Here is a 14403-nt window from a genome sequence, read left to right as displayed (position 1 = left end):
GGGCCCCGTCTGGACTAGGAGGCTACCGGGGGGAGTTCGGTTCCCGTCCGCTCCCGGGGCGCGGCGCCCTCCGCGGAAAGAGGGCGGAGACGGCGGCGCCCCGCACCGCCGAAGGGCGGTGCGGGGCGCGGTGTCCCACCGTCTGCCGGTGCGGCCGACCCGGTCGGCGTGCCTCAGCGCGACTGCTGGGCGGGGACGCCCAGCGACTCCTCGCCGCTGTCGGTGCTCGGCTGCCCGGTCGCGGCGACGGCCGCGCCGGTGAGCGTGGCCAGCATCTCGCGGACGTTGGTGAGCTGGGCGTTGATGCTGTCGCGGCGGTTGGTGAGCGCCGCCAGCTCGCGCTCGGACTCGCTGCGGATGCGGTCGGCCTTGGCGTTGGCGTCGGCCACGATGTCCTCGGCCTGGCGCTGGGCGGTCTCCACCGTCTGGCGGGCGCGGCGCTCGGCGTCGGTGCGCAGCTTCTCGGCCTCCAGGCGGAGCTGCTCGGCGCGGTGCTCGATCTCCGCCAGCCGCTTCTCGGCCTTGGCCTGACGGGACGCCAGGTCGCGCTCGGACTGCTCGCGGCGCTTGGCCAGGTTGGTCTCGAAGTCGGCGGCGGCCTGCGCGGCCTTGGCCCGGGTGTCCTCGAAGAGGGCGTCGGCCTCCTCGCGCTTGGCCTGGGCGTCCTTCTGCGCGTCCGCGCGCAGCGTGGCGGCCTCGCCCTTGGCCTTCTCGACGATCCGGGCTCCCTCGTCCTCCGCCTTGGCCTTGCGGTCGGCGGCGTACGCCTCGGCGTCGTTGCGCACCTGCTGCGCGGCGGACTCGGCCAGCTCCCGGTGCTGCTCGGCGGCCCGGCGGGCCTCCTCGCGCAGGTCCTTGGCCTCCTCCTCGGCGAGACGGAGGATCTTCTCGACACGGGCGCCCAGTCCGGCGTACGACGGCTCGGAGTCGTTGATCTGCGCCTGGGCGTTCTGCGTCTCGAGGTGCAGCTCCTCGATGCGCTTCTCCAGCGAGGCGATACGGGCCAGCGCGTTGTCACGGTCGGCGACGAGCTTCGCGATGCGGTCGTCCACCTGACCGCGGTCGTAGCCGCGCCGCACGAGCTCGAAGCCGAAGGGAGAGGTGTTGTCGCTCATGGGGTTCCTGTCGGTCAGACGGGGTCGGACGGGAGAGTGATAGAGGGAATCCTAGGGGGGAAAACGGCGTGTCTTCGAGAAGATGCCGGTTTGATATGCAGAATGTACGCCCGTTCGAGTGGCTCAGTTCTTGCCCTGTTTGCTGCCGCCATGCGCCGCTCCCGCTCCCGCACCGGCCTTGACCGCTCCATTCGATCCTCCGTCAGAGCCCTTTCCTCCCTTGCCGTCCTTGTCGGACTTGCCCCTGCCGGGTGACTCGAAGGACTCAAGCGCCTCCAGCACGTCCTGTACGCGTGAGATCTCGGCGTTGATGTCCTCGCGACGGCGGGTCAGCACATCCAGCTCGCGCTTGCCCTTCTCCAGGGTCCGCTTCGCCTCGGCCTCCGCCTCGGCGAGCACCTTCTCGGCCTCCCGGACGATCGCGGCCTTCTTCTGCTCGGCCTCCTTGAGCAGCCCCTCGGCCTTGCGCACCGCGGCGATACGGACCCTGCTCGCCTCGGAGTCGGCCTCCGCACGGGTCTGACGGGCCTTCTCCTTCGCCTCGGCCAGCTGCTCGTCGGCGGCCTTCACCAGCTTGTCCACACGCTCGCCGGCGGACCGCACCGCCTCGGCGGCCTCCCGGCGCGCCCGCTCGTGCAGTTCCTCGACCTCGGCCTCGGTGCGCGAGCGCAGCTCCTCGGCCCGCTCCCGGATGGCGCTCGCGTCGCGGCGGGCCTCCTCCAGCATGGTGTCGGAGTCGCTGCGGGACTTCTCCACCAGCGAGGTGCTCTCCGTCCGCGCCTCGGCCACCAGCCGCTCGGCCTCCTTGCGGGCGGCGCCCACCATGGTGTCCGCCTGCTCCTCGGCGGCCGCCGCGATGCGTACGGCCTCCTCGCGGGCCTCGGCGACCAGCCGGTCGGCCTGCTCGGCCGCGTCGCCCAGCCTGCGCGCCGCCGCCTCACGGGCCTCGTCCCGTACGCGGTCGGCCTCGGCGCGCGTGCGCTCGGCCTCCTCGCCCGCCGTGGTCCGGACCCGGTCCGCCTCGGCGATCGCCTCCGAAACGGTGCGCTCCGCCAGCGACTTGGCGGCGTCCGTCTCCTCCTTCGCCTCCCGGCGCAGGGTCGCCGCGGCGTGCTCGGCCGCGGAACGCAGACCGGCGATCTCCTCCTCGGCCTGCTGGTGCATGCCCGCGACCGAGTCGCGTACCTGCTGGGCCTTCTGCTCGGCGGCGGAGACCAGTTCGGCGGCCCGCAGCTCGGCCTCGGCCACCAGCCGCTCGGCCTCGGCCTGCGCCTCCTCGACCCGCTTGCGGGCCGAGGCGAGCAACTCCTCGCTCTGCTCACGGGCCTGGGCCCGCTCCCGGTCCGCCTCCTGGCGGGCGCCGGTGAGCAGCTCCTCGGCCTCGCGGCGGCGCCTGGAGGCCTCCTCCTGGGCGGCGGCCAGCGCCTCGGCCGCCTCGGCGCCCATGCGCTCGGCGGCGGCGTTCGCCTCCGCCCGCACCCGGTCGGCCGTCTCCTGCGCCTCGGTGCGCAGCCGCTCGGCCTCGGTCGCCGCCTCGGTGCGCAGCCGCACCGCCAGGGCCTCGCCCTCGGCGCGGGCCTGCGCGGCGTCGGAGACCGCCTCCGTGCGCAGCCGCTCGGCCTCCTCCTCGGCCTGCTCCCGCAGACCGCGCAGCCGCTCCGCCGACTCCGCGCGCAGCCGCTCGGTCTCGGCGCGGGTCTCCTCGCGCAGCCGCTCGGCCTCCTCACGGGCCCCGCGCAGCTCCTCCTCGGCGGCGGTCAGCCGCTGCTCGGCCTCCGCGCGCAGCCGCTCCAGCTCCGCGTCGGCCTCGGCGCGGCGGGCGGTGACGGCCTGCTCGGCCTCCTCGCGCAGCCGGCGACCGGCCTGCTCGGCCTCCTCGCGGGTCCGCTCGGCCTGCTGCTCGGCCGCGGTCCGCAGCTCCTCGGCCTCGGCGCGGGCCCGCTCCAGGGCCTCCTCGGCCTGGCGGCGCAGGGCGGTGGCCCGCTCGATCGCCTCGGTGCGCACCCGCTCGCCCTCGGCCACCGCGGCGCCGCGGGTCTCCTCGGCGTCCGCCTTGGCCTGGCTGAGCAGCTCCTCGGCGCGGCTGGCGGCCTCCTCGATCTGCTGGACGGCCTCGCGGCGGGCCTCGCCGCGGATCCGCTCGCCCTCCTCGACCGCGTCGGCGCGCAGCTGCTCGGCCTCGCCGCGCAGCCGCCGCGCCTCCTCCTGGAGCTCGACGGTCTTGGCGCGGTACTCCTTGGTGTCGTCCTTGGCCGCGCCCTTGAGCTGCTCGGCCAGATCGTGCGCCTCGGCGCGCAGCCGGTCGGCCTCCGCCTCGGCCTCGGCGCGCAGCCGCTCGGCCTCCTCGGCGGCGGCCCGGGTGGTGGCCTTGGCCTCCTCGGACGCCTTGGTGAGCACCTCCTCGGCCGTACGCGCGGCCTCGGCGAGCTGGGCGGCCGACTCCTCGGCCGACTTGGCGCGGGCGCTCTCGCGGGCCTCGGCGATCAGCCGCTCGGCCTCGGCCCGGGCGTCGGCCCGCACCTGCTCGGCCTCGGCCTTGGCGGCCTCGGCGTCCTTGGTGGCCTCGGCGACCATGCGCGCGATCTCGGCCTTGGCGGTACGCCCGCGCTGCTCGTTCTCCGACTCGGCGTCGGCCAGCCGCCTGGCGGCGGCCTCGCGCGCCTCGGCCAGGACTCGGTCGGCCTCCGCGCGGGCCTCGCGCAGCGCCGTCTCGGCCTCCTGCATCCGCTGCTCGGCCTGGCGCGCCAGCGCGGTGGCCTCGCGGCGTGCGGCCTCGGACTCGGCGGCGGTGGAGGTGCGCAGCCGCTCGGCGTGCTCGGTGGCCTCCTGCGCCTGGGTGGAGGCGGCGTTCAGCAGCCGCTCGGCGTCCGCGCGGGCCCGGCGCAGCAACTGCTCGGCCTCGGCCTTGGCGGCCTCCGCCTCGGAGTTCAGGCGCTGCCGGGACTGCTCGGTCAGCCGCTGCACCTCGGCGCGGGCCGCGGCCAGGGTCTGCTCGGCCTCGGCGCGGGCCTCGTCCATCAGCCGCCGGGCCTGCGACTCGCTGCGGGCGCGCAACTGCTCGGCCCAGGCGACGTTCTCGTTGACGTGGGACTCGACGGTCGCGCGGCGCTCGGCCAGCTCCTCGTCCAGCCGCTGGCGGCGGGCGACCGCCTCGGCGTGCAGCTCGGCCTCCATACGGGCCTGCCGCTCGGCGTGCTCCTGCAGGAGCCGCTGGGTCTGGGCCCGGGCCTCGCGCAGCTCGCGCTCGGCGTCCGCGCGCAACTGCTCGGCCTGCGCCTGGGCGTTGCGCAGCAGCTGCTCGGCCTGGTGCGACAGGTTGTCGTAGCCGGCCGGGCGCGCGGCGAGAGCGCGGCGCGCCTCGTGCAGCTTGGCGCGCAGCACTTCGACCTGGTAGCCGAGGTCGTCGGCGTGGTCGATCGCCTTTTCCCGCTCGTCCTTCAGCCGCTTCATCTCGGCTTCGAGCTGAGAGAGGTGGTCGTCAGCCTCGTAGCGGTCGTAGCCCCGCACTGCGCGGTCCCATCCGTCCCCTGGTCGTGGTGAAGGTGAACTGACCCTTCGGAGAAATGGTGTCAGATCATCGGCGGAACATGGGACGGGCCCCTGCCGGCCCGCAGCCCCGGCCGAACGGCCACTCTACCGGCCGGGGGAGCGGGCGTCAGTGGTGTGAGGAAGCGGAGGTGACCAGTTCGGTGAGTACGCCGTGGCAGTCCTTGGGGTGGAGGAAGGTGATCCGCGAGCCCATCGAGCCGGTGCGCGGCTCGTCGTACAGCACCCGGACGCCCTTGTTCCGGATCGCCTCGGCCTCCCCGTCGACGTCCGCGGTGCCGAAGGCGATGTGGTGCACGCCCTCGCCGTTCTTCGCCAGCCACTTGGCCACCGTGGAGTCGTCGCGGGTCGGTTCCAGGAGCTGGAGGTAGGAGGCGCCGCCGTCGTCCGTGCCGTTGATCCGCAGCATGGCCTCGCGCACCCCCTGCTCCTCGTTCACCTCGGTGTGGAACACCTCGAAGCCGTAGGTGGCACGGTAGAAGTCCACCGTCTTGTCCAGGTCGAAACAGGCGATACCGATGTGGTCGATGCGCGTCAGCATGGAAGACAGTGCACCGTCCCGGAGTGTGGTTACGCAACGTGCGCACGGTCACACCGACCGACCGGTGACCCGGGACGGTACCGCTCAGTACATTGGCGATAACCCTCGTTAACTCCCTGCTCCGAAGGGGCCGCACCGTGACCGAAAAGACGAACCCCGAGACCCGTTCGGCGTCCGCCGCCACCTCCGTGATCGTCGCGGGCGCCCGTACGCCCATGGGCCGCCTGCTGGGCTCCCTGAAGACCTTCTCCGGCGCCGACCTGGGCGGCTTCGCCATCAAGGCGGCCCTGGACCGCGCGGGCATCGGCGGGGACCAGGTCGAGTACGTGATCATGGGCCAGGTGCTCCAGGCCGGCGCCGGGCAGATCCCGGCGCGCCAGGCCGCCGTCAAGGCCGGCATCCCCATGAACGTCCCCGCGCTGACGATCAACAAGGTCTGCCTGTCGGGCCTGGACGCCATCGCGCTGGCCGACCAGCTCATCCGCGCCGGCGAGTTCGACGTGGTCGTCGCCGGCGGCCAGGAGTCCATGACCAACGCCCCCCACCTGCTGCCGAAGTCCCGCGAGGGCTTCAAGTACGGCGCGGTGCAGATGCTGGACGCCATGGCCCACGACGGCCTGACCGACTCCTTCGAGAACGTCGCCATGGGCGAGTCCACGGAGAAGCACAACACCCGCCTGGGCATCGGCCGCGCCGAGCAGGACGAGATCGCCGCCCTCTCCCACCAGCGGGCCGCCGCCGCGCAGAAGAACGGTCTGTTCGACGCCGAGATCACCCCGGTGGAGATCCCGCAGCGCAAGGGCGACCCGATCCTGTTCTCCAAGGACGAGGGCATCCGGCCCGAGACCACCGCCGAGTCCCTGGGCAGGCTGCGCCCGGCCTTCGCCAAGGACGGCACCATCACCGCCGGCAGCTCCTCGCAGATCTCCGACGGCGCCGCCGCGGTGGTCGTGATGAGCAGGGCCAAGGCCGAGGAGCTGGGCCTGGAGTGGATCGCCGAGATCGGCGCCCACGGCAACGTCGCGGGCCCCGACAACTCCCTGCAGTCGCAGCCGTCCAGCGCCATCCGCCACGCCCTGAAGAAGGACGGCCTGGAGGTCGGCGACCTCGACCTGATCGAGATCAACGAGGCGTTCGCGGCCGTCGCGGTGCAGTCGATGAAGGACCTCGGCATCGACCACGAAAAGGTGAACGTCAACGGCGGCGCGATCGCGCTGGGTCACCCGATCGGTATGTCCGGCGCGCGCATCGTGCTCCACCTCGCCCTGGAGCTCAAGCGCCGCGGCGGCGGCGTCGGCGCCGCGGCGCTGTGCGGCGGCGGCGGCCAGGGCGACGCCCTGATCGTGCGGGTGCCCGGGAAGTGACGGCGCGGTCGCACGGGCCCGTACGCCGTACCCGACGGGTGCGGGCCCGTGTGACCGGCGGCACGGCGGCGCGCGAGCGGCGCGGGAAGAATGACGGCCGGACCGGGCGGTCGGCCACAGCGGCCGCCCGGTCCGGCCGACGAGGGCCGATGAAGGCCGACACGGGCCGGTGACGGCCGAGTAACGCGAGGAGCGCAGCACGCATGGCGGTGGACGTCCCCGGACTGGTGGAGCAGGCACGGCAGGGCAGGCCCCGGGCCGTGGCCCGGCTGATCTCGCTGGTGGAGGGCGCCTCCCCGCAGCTCAGGGAGGTCATGGCGGCGCTGGCGCCGCTGACGGGCAACGCGTACGTCGTCGGTCTGACCGGCTCGCCGGGGGTGGGCAAGTCCACCTCCACCTCGGCGCTGGTGACCGCGTACCGCAAGGCCGGCAGGCGGGTCGGCGTCCTCGCGGTGGACCCCTCCTCGCCCTTCTCCGGCGGCGCGCTGCTGGGCGACCGGGTGCGGATGTCCGAGCACGCCTCCGATCCCGGCGTCTACATCCGCTCCATGGCCACCCGCGGCCACCTCGGCGGCCTGGCCTGGGCCGCCCCGCAGGCCATCCGCGTCCTGGACGCGGCCGGCTGCGACGTGGTCCTGGTGGAGACGGTCGGCGTCGGCCAGTCCGAGGTCGAGATCGCCTCGCAGGCCGACACCTCCGTCGTCCTCCTCGCACCCGGCATGGGCGACGGCATCCAGGCCGCCAAGGCCGGGATCCTGGAGATCGGCGACGTGTACGTGGTCAACAAGGCCGACCGCGACGGCGCCGACGCCACCGCCCGCGAGCTCAACCACATGCTGGGCCTGGGCGAGGCCCGGGGGCCCGGCGACTGGCGCCCGCCGATCGTCAAGACCGTCGCCGCGCGCGGCGAGGGCGTCGACGAGGTCGTCGAGGCGCTGGAGAAGCACCGGGCCTGGATGGAGGAGCGCGGGGTGCTCGCCGAGCGCCGCCGGGCGCGCGCGGCCCGCGAGGTGGAGACCATCGCGGTGACCGCGCTGCGCGAGCGCATCGGCGACCTGCACGGCGACCGGCGCCTGGACGCGCTGGCCGAGCGGATCGTGGGCGGGACGCTCGACCCGTACGCGGCGGCCGACGAGCTGGTGGCGGGGCTGACGGGCGAGTGAGCCCGGCGGGGGACGGCCGTCAGCCCTCGCGGCTGTCGTCGTCCCGGTCGTCGCCGCCCTTGTCGTCGTCCCGGTCGTCGTCCTGGTCGTCGGCGTCGTCCCCGCCCCGGTCGTCCGCGTCGTCACCGCGGTCGTTCGCAGCGTCGTCCCGGTCGTCCCGGTCCTCCGCAGCGTCGTCGCCGTCGTCCGATCCGGCGCCCCGCTCCAGCACGTCGGCGCTGTCCGCGTCCACCGAGACCTCGTGCCAGGCGCCGTCCTCGCCCAGGACGTCGACGTCCCAGACCAGCCGGTCGCTGTCGTCGTCGTCCAGCTCGGCGGACTCCGCCGTGCCCGGCACGGCCTTCAGCGCGGCCGCGACGGCCTCCTGGAGGGTGACCCCGGCGCCGCGCAGCGTCTGCCGCTCGTCCCGGTCGTCCCGGCCGTCGTCGTCCCGGTCGTCCCGGTCATCGGTGTCGTCCCGGTCGCCGGTGTCGGCGCCGGCCCGCAGGCTCGCGGCCAGGGCGCTCCGATCGGTGTCGTCCTCGGCGAAGGCGAGGGTGCCACCGCCGACGGCGAGGGCGGCGGTGGCGACGGCGGCGACGACCAGCTTGCGGTTCATGGGTGTTCCTCCCTGCAGACGGGTTCCGCATCTGACGTGAACACCGTCGCAGGGTGCGGCTGAGGGCTTCCTGAAGCCGCCTGAAGATCTCTTCAGGCGGCTTTTGGCAGGCTGACCCCATGCGCGTACTGATCGTGGAGGACGAGAAGCGGCTCGCCCTGTCGCTGGCCAGGGGCCTGACGGCCGAGGGGTTCGCCGTCGACGTGGTCCACGACGGCCGGGACGGGCTGCACCGGGCGACCGAGGGCTCCTACGACCTGATCGTCCTCGACATCATGCTGCCGGGCATGAACGGCTACCGGGTCTGCTCGGCCCTGCGCGCCGCCGGGGACGAGACGCCGATCCTGATGCTGACCGCCAAGGACGGCGAGTACGACGAGGCCGAGGGACTCGACACCGGCGCCGATGACTACCTCACCAAGCCGTTCTCCTACGTGGTGCTGCTCGCCCGGGTGAGGGCGCTGCTGCGCCGCCGCACCCGGGGCGGGGCGGCCGTGCTGCGGGTGGGCGGGCTGACCGTGGACCCCGCCGCGCGGCAGGTGACCCTGGACGGGCGCGAGGTGGCGCTGACCGCCAAGGAGTTCGCCGTCCTGGAGTACCTGGCGGTGCGCGCCGGGGAGGTGGTCTCCAAGGCGGAGGTCCTCGAACACGTCTGGGACTTCGCCTACGAGGGCGACGTCAACATCGTCGAGGTGTACGTCAGCGCGCTGCGCCGCAAGCTGGGCAGCGCGGCGATCGCCACGGTGCGCGGCGCCGGGTACCGGCTGGTGCGGAACGGTGCGTAGGCCCCTGCCCTCCCCGCTGGCCCGGCTCACCGTCCGGGTGCGCGCCGCGCTCGGCGCCACGCTCGTGGTGGCGGTCGCACTGGTGGCGGCCGGTGTCGCGGTGGTCGAGGTGCTCCGCGGAGGCCTCGCCGAGAACGCCCGGCTGCACGCCGAGACCACCGCCCGCGAGGTCGCCGCCGGGGTCGCCGACGTGCCGGCGGACGAGGTGGCGGGAGTGGACGCGCTGGCGGACGACGAGCCGGTGCAGGTGGTGGACGCCTCCGGCACGGTGCTCGGGGCCGGCACCCCGCTGCGCGGACGCGGGCCCATCGCCGACTTCAACAGGCCCGCGGAACCCCGGCGGACGCCCGTCACGCCCTCTCCGGAGGACAGCGGCGACGACGACCGCGACGACGACCATGACGACAGCGGTGACGACGACCGCGACGACGATGACGGGGGCGGCGCCACCCCGGCGCCGTCCGACGAGCCCGTCGCGGTGGACCGCAACAGTGTCACCCGCACCGTCGCCCTGCCCGTCGACGAGGACGGCGAGGTGACCTACGACCGCTCCCGGGCGGCGGCGACGCAGGACTTCCGCCTGGTCGCCGTGCAGGGCGTCACCCGCGACCGCGTCCCCGTCACCGTCTACGCCGGGGCCTCCCTCGCCGAGCAGGAGGAGGCCGTCTCGACCGTCACCGGCACCATGCTCGCCGGGCTGCCCGCGCTGCTCGCCGTCGTCGGCGGCGTCACCTGGCTGGTCACCCGGGGCGCGCTGCGCCCGGTGGAGGGCATCCGCCGGGAGATGGCGGCCGTCGCGGCCGGCACCGACCTGTCCCGGCGCGTGCCCGAGCCCCCCTCCCGCGACGAGATCGCGCGCCTGGCGCGGACCACCAACGAGACCCTGAGCGCCCTGGAGGCGTCCGTCGAACGGCAGCGCCGCTTCGTCGCCGACGCCTCGCACGAACTGCGCAGTCCGATCGCCTCCCTGCGCACCCAGCTGGAGGTCGCCGCCGCCCACCCCGGGCTGCTCGACATCGACGGCGCGGTCCACGACACCGTACGGCTGCAGGCCCTCGCCGCCGATCTGCTGCTGCTGGCCCGCCTGGACGCCGGGGAGCGTCCCGGTGACGCGCGGGTGGACCTGTACGCGCTGGTGCGGGAGGAGCTGGCGCAGCGCACCGGGGACCGGATCGCCGTCGTCCTGGAGGACGGCGGGGGCGGCGGGGGCGGCGGGGGCGGCGAGGACGGGGAACCGGTGGAGGTGTCGGGCTCGCGCGGCCAGCTCGCCCGGGTGCTCGGCAACCTCCTGGACAACGCCCAGCGCCACGCGGCCTCCCGCGTCCGGGTGCGGGTGGGCCGCGAACACGGGCAGGCCGTGCTGGAGGTCGCCGACGACGGCGCCGGGGTGCCGGAGGAGGAGCGGGAGAGGATCTTCGAACGGTTCGTACGGCTGGACGACGCGCGCAGCCGGGACGACGGCGGCGCCGGGCTGGGGCTGGCCATCGCCCGCGACGTGGCGGCCCGGCACGGCGGCACCCTCACCGCCGGCCGGGCGGCCGGGGGCGGCGCCCTGTTCACCCTGCGGCTGCCCGCCGCGGCCCCGGCCCGCCCGGGGCGGCACTAGACGTTGTCGTTGCCGATCCAGTCGAGGGTGTCGGTTCCGCCCCCGTCGTCCCACTTGATCTTGATGCTCTCGCCGTCCGAGGTCTTGTTGGCGGTGCCCGCGATGTACTCCTCGTCATCGCCCTCGCCGCACTTGAGCGCGATCCGGTAGCCGCGGCTCTGGTTCTCGCCGATGCCCACGCATATGCCGTCGCCGCCGAACTCGATCCAGGAGACCGAGTTCTTCCCCTCGGCCTCCCCGCTCTCGAACACCCTGCCGACGGTCAGCGTCCTGGCGCCCTCGCCCTGCCACTGCCCCTTGAAGTCGTTCTGGGCGGGCGGGGCCCCGGCCGGTTCGTCGGCCGGTTCGTCGGTGGGCTCGTCGTATTCGTCGAGCGGGTCCTCGGTCGGCTCCCCGGCCGGCTCCTCCGGTTCGTCCGTCTCCTCGGCCGGTTCGGAGGAGACGCCGGGGGAGGGGCTCGCGGCGGTGGCGGCGGGCTCGCCGTCGTCACCGCCGACCGCAAGGTAGACCCCGCCGCCGATGAGGGCGAGCGCCACCACGGCGCCGCCGGCGATGAGGGCCACCCTGCCCTGCGCGCCCCTGGGACCGGATCCTCCGCCGCCCTGCGGCGGCGGGTAGGCGGCGTACGGGTTCGGCTGCCCGTAGGGCTGCTGGGGCGGCTGCTGCCCGGGCTGCGGGTAGGCGTAACCCGGCTGCCCGCCCTGGGGGTACGCCGCGGGCCCGCCGTAGCCCGGCGGCGGAGCCTGGGGCGGGCCGCCCTGCGGCGGCGGGGGCTGCTGCGGCTGCCCGCCCGGATACTGCGGAGGGCCGAAGCCGTCGTGCGGGGGCTGGCCCGGTGGTGGCTGGCTCATCGGCGGTTACCTCTTGGCGCGGGTCCGGCGGCAGAGGACCCTCCCGCTCGTCCGGTCCAGCGCTCCCCCGGAAAGGGCCAGTCAGCCGCGGACCCGCCGCGTCTTGTCCGTCACGGCAGTCGAGCGGGTCCCCCTCATCATTCCCTACGGACTCCCCGCGGGGCGCGGGGGTTTGGCGGGGTGCCTCAACCGCGTCCGCGCAGCGACCGCAGGTGTTCGGCGACCGGGACCAGCGAGCCGTGCAGTCCGTCGAGCGCCTCGGGCGCGAGCAGATCGATGAAGTGGCGCCGTACGGAGGCGACGTGGTGCGGCGCGACCTCGCGCATCGTCTTCCAGCCGTGCTCGGTCAGCACCGCGAACAGCCCGCGCTTGTCGGACTCGCAGTTCTCCCGGCGCACCAGCCCGGCCTTCTCCATGCGGGTGACCTGGTGGGACAGACGGCTCTTGGACTGCAGGGTGGCGGCGGCCAGGTCGCTCATCCGCATCCGGTGGCCGTCCGACTCGGAGAGGTTCACCAGGATCTCGTAGTCGTTCATGGTCAGCCCGAACGGCTGGAGGTCCCGCTCCAGTTGGTGCATGAGGAGCCTGTTGACGTCGAGGTGGACGCGCCAGGCGCGCTGTTCCCCTCCGCTCAGCCAGCGGGTTTCCTTGTCGCTCTCCATGCCCCGGACTCTACCCGGCGGCCGGAAGCGCTCCCGCCGGGGATCCTCACCCGGGGCAGCGATCCGGTCACAGCCCGAAGCGGCGCTGGATGCCGCCCAACTGGCCCGGAAGCTGAGGCAGTTGCTGACCACCATGTCCGCCGTGCCCACCGCCCGCACCGGGGACGCCCGGCTGCGACGGCGGAGGGGCGCCGGTGTCCCGCTCCTCCATCAGCACCTCGGTCGACTGGATCAGCACCGTGCCCGCCCCGGTGAAGTCGAACTGGTGCTCCTCGCCGGAGACGCCGCCGATGCCGGTCATCGCCCGCAGCCCGCCGAGCACGCCGCGCATGTACTGGTGGTCGTAGTGGTGACAGGGCGAGGGGCAGTCGGCCCAGCCGACCAGCGCCTGCGGATCGACCCGGACCGGCGGCTCCACGAAGTGCACCTCGCCGTTGGAGGCCGCCACGAACTTCCCCGTCCCCAGCAGGGTCACGAAACCGGGGACGATCGACTGCTTCAGCGCCAGGCTCGGCTCGAAGGCCAGCAGGTTGCCCGAGCGGATGGTGAGGTTTCCGTCCTCCAGGTCGTACGAGTTCACGTCGAACGCCCGGTCGGCGAGCAGCATCTTGCCCTTGCCCTCGGCGACCACCCAGTCCGAGGCGTGCAGCGGGGAGTGGAAGCTGGCGGCGACCAGCCGGTCCAGGGGGCCGTGGCCGATGCCGTTGAAGGTGATCTGCCCGTAGTAGGCGATCATCTTCCCCTTCTGCAGGAACCACCGGCCCGACAGGTCGACGCAGAACGCGTAGGGGTTGACGTTGTCGTTCGACGGCAGTGTGTGGGCGTCGTGGACCACCGGACCGTTCACAGCTTCTCCTCGCTGGCCTGTACGAACACCTCGCCCTGCCCGGACAGTTCGAGCTGGAACGCCTCGCCCGAGCCGCGTCCGACCATGTCCCGCCAGCCGAGCGCCGTGGAGAGCTTGTTCCGTACGTCCCCGTGGTGGGCGACGTACGCCTGCGGATCGACGTGGACGGGGCGGCCCGGGGCGATCGGGAGCCGGAGCACTCCGCCGTGGGCCATCACGGCCACCGAGCCGTGCCCCTTGAGCGTCGTGGTGAACAGCCCCTGCCCGGTCACCTGGCCGCGCACCATGCCCATGACCCCGCCCTGGGAGCCCATGAACATCGTGCCCTGCTCCAGCGTCCCGTCGAAGGCGAGCAGCCGGTCCGCCTCCACGTAGAGGGTGTCGCCGGACAGTTCGATCACCTCGACGTGGTGGCCGCCGTGGCCGAACAGCACGGTGCCGTCGCCCTCGACCGTCATCAGCGGAGCCGCCTCGCCGGCCAGCCGCCGCCCGATCATCGAGCCGATGCCGCCCTGGCCTCCCTGGATGCTGGGGGTGAAGGAGACCTCGCCCCTGTACGCGATCATCGCGCCGCGCTGGCTGAACATCCGCTGCCCGGGCGCCACCCGGGCCTCGACCATCTTGGAGCTGATCTCCCTGAACGGCATCAGACGTCACCGCCGATCGTGTTCCGCTCGCTGGGCTGGACGTAGACCAGTCCTTCGCCCTCGAAGCGGATCTGGAAGGACTCGCCCGACCCCTCGCCCATGAAGGTCCGGAAGTTCACGCCCGTCTGGAACTCCTGCCGCAGATCCCCGGTGTGGGCCACGTACGCCCCCGGGTCCACCTGGAGCGGCGACTGCGGTGTGACGCGCAGCACCACCGCCGGGCCGTCCGACATCAGCGCCGCCGTGCCGCTGCCCTCGACGGTGGTGGTGAACAGGCCGTTGCCCTGCGAGGCGCCGCGCAGTCCGGTGAAGGCGGTGCCGGTGCGCAGGGAGCCGTCGGCGCACAGCAGATTGCTGGACTCCACGTGGAGCTTCTGCCCCTGGAGCGCCACCAGGCTGATGTCGCTCGCGCGGTCGGCGAAGTAGCAGGTGCCCTGCCCTTTCACCTCCATCATCTCCATCTGCTCACCGGTGAGGCGGCGGGTGACCATGCCGCGCAGGCCCTCGCCGCCGCCGGTGAGCTTCTTGAAGGCCATCTGGCCCTCGTAGGCGACCATCGAGCCGTTCTTGGCCCTGACCGTGTCGCCTGCCAGGTCGACGGCGAGGACCTTGCCGCCTTGGAGTCGGAACCGAGCCACGGTGCGAATCTACCCGGACGAGGGTCTCCGGGGGGAGGCT

At 73.9% G+C, this 14403-nt stretch carries 13 protein-coding genes; 4 read left to right on the top strand and 9 right to left on the bottom strand.

Annotated features, from left to right (window positions below; genetic code table 11):
- Positions 1 to 173: 173 nt before the first annotated feature.
- From QPK52_RS07805 to mce, 3 genes are all read right to left on the bottom strand, one after another.
- Positions 174 to 1115, bottom strand: a complete 942-nt coding sequence (locus QPK52_RS07805; protein WP_093661905.1) for a cellulose-binding protein — start codon at positions 1113 to 1115, stop codon at positions 174 to 176.
- 123 nt (positions 1116 to 1238) lie between these two features.
- Complete coding sequence (scy, locus tag QPK52_RS07800; RefSeq protein ID WP_410536416.1) at positions 1239 to 4622, bottom strand: polarized growth protein Scy; 3384 nt, start codon at positions 4620 to 4622, stop codon at positions 1239 to 1241.
- 148 nt (positions 4623 to 4770) lie between these two features.
- Complete coding sequence (gene mce / locus QPK52_RS07795; protein WP_093661901.1) at positions 4771 to 5202, bottom strand: methylmalonyl-CoA epimerase; 432 nt, start codon at positions 5200 to 5202, stop codon at positions 4771 to 4773.
- 137 nt (positions 5203 to 5339) lie between these two features.
- On the opposite strand from mce, the gene QPK52_RS07790 reads away from it, so the two are divergent.
- The gene (locus QPK52_RS07790; RefSeq protein WP_410536415.1) at positions 5340 to 6566 is read left to right on the top strand and encodes an acetyl-CoA C-acetyltransferase; all 1227 of its coding nucleotides are present in this window, start codon (positions 5340 to 5342) and stop codon (positions 6564 to 6566) included.
- 203 nt (positions 6567 to 6769) lie between these two features.
- The gene (gene meaB / locus QPK52_RS07785; protein WP_410536413.1) at positions 6770 to 7729 is read left to right on the top strand and encodes a methylmalonyl Co-A mutase-associated GTPase MeaB; all 960 of its coding nucleotides are present in this window, start codon (positions 6770 to 6772) and stop codon (positions 7727 to 7729) included.
- Positions 7730 to 7748: 19 nt separating this feature from the next.
- On the opposite strand, the gene QPK52_RS07780 is transcribed toward meaB, so the two are convergent.
- Positions 7749 to 8327 (bottom strand): PepSY domain-containing protein, encoded by a 579-nt coding sequence (locus QPK52_RS07780; RefSeq protein WP_410536411.1) that lies wholly within the window; start codon positions 8325 to 8327, stop codon positions 7749 to 7751.
- Between the two features lie 119 nt (positions 8328 to 8446).
- On the opposite strand from QPK52_RS07780, the gene QPK52_RS07775 reads away from it, so the two are divergent.
- Together QPK52_RS07775 and QPK52_RS07770 are read left to right on the top strand one after the other, a co-directional pair.
- Positions 8447 to 9112 (top strand): response regulator transcription factor, encoded by a 666-nt coding sequence (locus QPK52_RS07775; protein ID WP_410536410.1) that lies wholly within the window; start codon positions 8447 to 8449, stop codon positions 9110 to 9112.
- Between the two features lie 64 nt (positions 9113 to 9176).
- Positions 9177 to 10718 (top strand): sensor histidine kinase, encoded by a 1542-nt coding sequence (locus QPK52_RS07770; protein WP_410540249.1) that lies wholly within the window; start codon positions 9177 to 9179, stop codon positions 10716 to 10718.
- Here the strand turns inward: QPK52_RS07770 and QPK52_RS07765 are convergent.
- From QPK52_RS07765 to QPK52_RS07745, 5 genes are all read right to left on the bottom strand, one after another.
- Positions 10715 to 11569 carry a hypothetical protein gene (locus tag QPK52_RS07765; RefSeq protein WP_410536408.1) on the bottom strand — a complete coding sequence of 285 codons (855 nt, stop codon included), beginning with the start codon at positions 11567 to 11569 and terminating at the stop codon, positions 10715 to 10717. The two genes, QPK52_RS07770 and QPK52_RS07765, sit on opposite strands and share 4 nt — an antisense overlap.
- Before the next feature lie 185 nt (positions 11570 to 11754).
- The gene (locus QPK52_RS07760; RefSeq protein ID WP_410536406.1) at positions 11755 to 12231 is read right to left on the bottom strand and encodes a MarR family winged helix-turn-helix transcriptional regulator; all 477 of its coding nucleotides are present in this window, start codon (positions 12229 to 12231) and stop codon (positions 11755 to 11757) included.
- A gap of 67 nt (positions 12232 to 12298) precedes the next feature.
- A complete protein-coding gene (locus QPK52_RS07755; RefSeq protein ID WP_410536404.1) occupies positions 12299 to 13078 on the bottom strand; it encodes an AIM24 family protein in 780 nt (259 codons plus the stop codon).
- Positions 13075 to 13725, bottom strand: a complete 651-nt coding sequence (locus QPK52_RS07750; RefSeq protein ID WP_410536402.1) for an AIM24 family protein — start codon at positions 13723 to 13725, stop codon at positions 13075 to 13077. Before QPK52_RS07750 ends, QPK52_RS07755 begins: the two co-directional genes overlap by 4 nt.
- Positions 13725 to 14363, bottom strand: a complete 639-nt coding sequence (locus QPK52_RS07745) for an AIM24 family protein (RefSeq protein ID WP_410536400.1) — start codon at positions 14361 to 14363, stop codon at positions 13725 to 13727. The genes QPK52_RS07750 and QPK52_RS07745 overlap by 1 nt, the downstream gene beginning before the upstream one ends.
- Positions 14364 to 14403: the final 40 nt, after the last annotated feature.

The sequence above is a fragment of the Streptomyces sp. KL2 genome (genome assembly GCF_046529545.1).
Taxonomy (GTDB): Bacteria; Actinomycetota; Actinomycetes; order Streptomycetales; family Streptomycetaceae; genus Streptomyces; species Streptomyces radiopugnans.
The sequence above is the reverse complement of the archived record's forward strand: the minus strand, read 5'-3'. Positions and strand labels throughout refer to the sequence as shown.

What these genes read in the sequence shown, in the direction of transcription:
- QPK52_RS07775 (WP_410536410.1), top strand. Translation starts at nt 8,447, where the DNA reads ATGCGCGTACTGATCGTGGAGGACGAGAAGCGGCTCGCCCTGTCGCTG.
- QPK52_RS07805 (WP_093661905.1), bottom strand. Translation starts at nt 1,115, where the DNA reads ATGAGCGACAACACCTCTCCCTTCGGCTTCGAGCTCGTGCGGCGCGGC.
- mce (WP_093661901.1), bottom strand. Translation starts at nt 5,202, where the DNA reads ATGCTGACGCGCATCGACCACATCGGTATCGCCTGTTTCGACCTGGAC.
- QPK52_RS07760 (WP_410536406.1), bottom strand. Translation starts at nt 12,231, where the DNA reads ATGGAGAGCGACAAGGAAACCCGCTGGCTGAGCGGAGGGGAACAGCGC.
- meaB (WP_410536413.1), top strand. Translation starts at nt 6,770, where the DNA reads ATGGCGGTGGACGTCCCCGGACTGGTGGAGCAGGCACGGCAGGGCAGG.
- QPK52_RS07780 (WP_410536411.1), bottom strand. Translation starts at nt 8,327, where the DNA reads ATGAACCGCAAGCTGGTCGTCGCCGCCGTCGCCACCGCCGCCCTCGCC.
- QPK52_RS07765 (WP_410536408.1), bottom strand. Translation starts at nt 11,569, where the DNA reads ATGAGCCAGCCACCACCGGGCCAGCCCCCGCACGACGGCTTCGGCCCT.
- QPK52_RS07750 (WP_410536402.1), bottom strand. Translation starts at nt 13,725, where the DNA reads ATGCCGTTCAGGGAGATCAGCTCCAAGATGGTCGAGGCCCGGGTGGCG.